This window comes from Bradyrhizobium valentinum (assembly GCF_001440405.1).
Taxonomy (GTDB): Bacteria; Pseudomonadota; Alphaproteobacteria; order Rhizobiales; family Xanthobacteraceae; genus Bradyrhizobium; species Bradyrhizobium valentinum.
The window spans coordinates 3,262-5,761 of record NZ_LLXX01000218.1; the positions used below are offsets into that span (position 1 = coordinate 3,262).

The window sequence follows — 2,500 nt, forward strand, 5'->3', positions numbered from 1 at the left end:
TGTTGGGATTCTTCCATGAACCTTCATCGCCTCCTCAACGCCCGTTTTGCGGCCGGCAAGCCGGTTCGCGTCGCGCTGATCGGCGCCGGCAAGTTCGGCTCGATGTTTTTGTCGCAGGTGCCGCATACGCCGGGACTCGAAGTGCCAGTCATCATCGACATCGATCGCGATCGTGCCCGGGAAGCATGCCGCACCGTCGGCTGGGATCAAGAACGGATCGCGCGAACGGCCTTCATCGATGACGGCGTGCGCGCGATTGCGGGAGGCGCGATGGACGTCGTGGTGGAAGCCACCGGCAATCCCGCCGTCGGCATTAGGCATGCCCGCGCGGCGATCGCCGCGGGCAAGCATGTCGTCATGGTCAATGTCGAGGCCGACGTGCTGGCCGGCCCGCTGCTGGCGGAGGAAGCACGCAAGGCGGGCGTGGTCTATTCGCTGGCCTATGGCGATCAGCCGGCGTTGACGGCAGAGATGGTGGACTGGGCGCGTGCGACCGGCTTTCGCGTCGTCGCCGCCGGCAAGGGCACCAAATATCTGCCGGCCTATCACGACGTGACGCCGGATGGCGTGTGGAGCCATTACGGGCTGACGGCCGGCGAAGCGCAATCGGCCGGCATGAACCCGCAGATGTTCAACTCGTTTCTGGACGGCACCAAATCCGCGATCGAAATGGCGGCGATCGCGAACGCTTGCGGGCTCGACGTGCCGTCGTACGGGTTGCTGTTTCCGCCCTGCGGCGTCGACGATTTGCCGCATGTGATGCGACCACGCGAGGCGGGCGGCGTGCTGGAGAAGGCTGGCCTCGCCGAGGTCGTCTCGTCGCTCGAGCGCGACGGCCGTCCGGTGTTCCGCGATCTGCGTTGGGGCGTCTATGTCGTGCTGGAAGCGCCGAACGATTACGCCGCCGATTGCTTCAGGCAGTATGGGCTGAAGACCGACGCCTCAGGCCGATATGCGGCAATGTACAAGCCGTATCATCTGATCGGACTCGAGCTCAACATTTCCATCCTGTCGGCCGCGCTACGCAACGAGCCGACCGGACAGCCGCATGATTTTCGCGGCGACGTCGCAGCGGTCGCCAAGCGCGATCTGCGCGCGGGCGAAATGCTCGATGGCGAAGGCGGCTACACGGTGTGGGGCAAGCTGATGCCGGCATCCAAAAGCCTCGCCGCCGGGGCGCTGCCGATCGGACTTGCGCATCGCGTCAAGCTGAAGAACGACGTCGCCCATGGCGCGGTGGTGCGCTGGAGCGATGTCGAGATCGACGAAAACAACGACACCATCAAGACGCGCAGGGCGATGGAAGCGGCGTTCTCCGCAAGACGATAGTCGCGCAACGCGTATCGACGCCGGACTGCAGCGGGAAATCTCATCGCCCTGCGCATGCAGGTTCAAGTCAGTTCAAGTCAAATGCAAGACGCCGCTGCGAGCGCTCGCACGACGGAATTACCGCAATGCGGCATTTCCGTTAGCTTGCCGTGCATGCACGCGCCGCTCGCGGTCTTGGCCTTTCTTTGGGTGAAGCAGCTCGATCGCTCGATATTCAGGCAATCCTTCGCAACTGCGGTGGAAGCAGAACGCTTGATTATCAATCACCAATTCGTCATCCTGCCCGCTGGTCCATAAAGCCGGGAAATTGATTGCATCGAAAAACCAAGAGCCTTGGTTTCAGGGCCGACATTCCTAAACAACAGCCCAGCACTGGCCATCGGTAAACAGAGAAGACGACACGAGATCGTTGTCCGTTGGTCGGTATCGGCAATAACAGAGGGGAGACAAATGAAACGTCGTGAGTTCTTGAAGGTGGGCGGCGCCGGTCTTGCCGCGAGTGCGGTCGCCGCACCAGCGATTGCGCAATCCAACCCGGAAATAAAATGGCGGCTTGCGGCAAGCTGGCCGAAGTCCCTCGATACGCTCTATGGCGGTTGCGAATACTTCACGAAGCGCGTCGCCGAAATTACCGATAACAAATTCCAGATTCAGCCGTTCGCCGCAGGCGAAATCGTGCCGGCGTTGCAGGTACTCGACGCCGTTTCGAACGGCACCGTGGAAATGGGCAATACGGCGCTCTATTACTACTGGGGCAAGAACGCGGCCTTCACCTTCGGCACCTCGTTGCCGTTCGGTCTCAACACGCGGGCGCATATCTCCTGGCTGCGGTTCGGCGGCGGCATGGATATGCTCAACGACCTCCTGAAAGAGTACAAGTGCGTGGGCGTGCCGACCGGCAGCACAGGCGCCCAGATGGGCGGCTGGTTCCGGAAGGAAATCAAGTCCGTGGATGATTTCAAGGGCCTGAAATTCCGTGTCGGCGGTTTCGCCGGCACCATCATTGCCAAGGTCGGCGGCGTGCCGCAGCAGATCGCGGCCGGCGACATCTATCCGGCGCTGGAAAAAGGCACCATCGATGCGGCCGAGTGGGTCGGACCCTACGACGACGAGAAGCTCGGCTTCGTGAAGGTCGCGAAGTACTACTACTATCCGGGCTGGTGGGAAGGCA

2 protein-coding genes (1 of these 2 cut by a window edge) are annotated in these 2,500 nt (G+C 62.0%); both read left to right on the top strand.

Annotation, left to right across the window (positions count from 1 at the left end):
• The first annotated feature begins 15 nt into the window (after window positions 1-15).
• Window positions 16-1,329, top strand: a complete 1,314-nt coding sequence (locus CP49_RS37590; protein WP_057855148.1) for an NAD(P)H-dependent oxidoreductase — start codon at window positions 16-18, stop codon at window positions 1,327-1,329.
• Window positions 1,330-1,779: 450 nt separating this feature from the next.
• Window positions 1,780-2,500, top strand: partial view of a TRAP transporter substrate-binding protein gene (locus CP49_RS37595; RefSeq protein WP_057855149.1) — the 5' portion only. It continues 368 nt past the right edge of the window; 721 of the gene's 1,089 nt are visible here — the first part of the coding sequence; the start codon lies at window positions 1,780-1,782; the stop codon falls past the right edge of the window.

What these genes read in the sequence shown, in the direction of transcription:
- CP49_RS37590 (WP_057855148.1), top strand. Translation starts at nt 16, where the DNA reads ATGAACCTTCATCGCCTCCTCAACGCCCGTTTTGCGGCCGGCAAGCCG.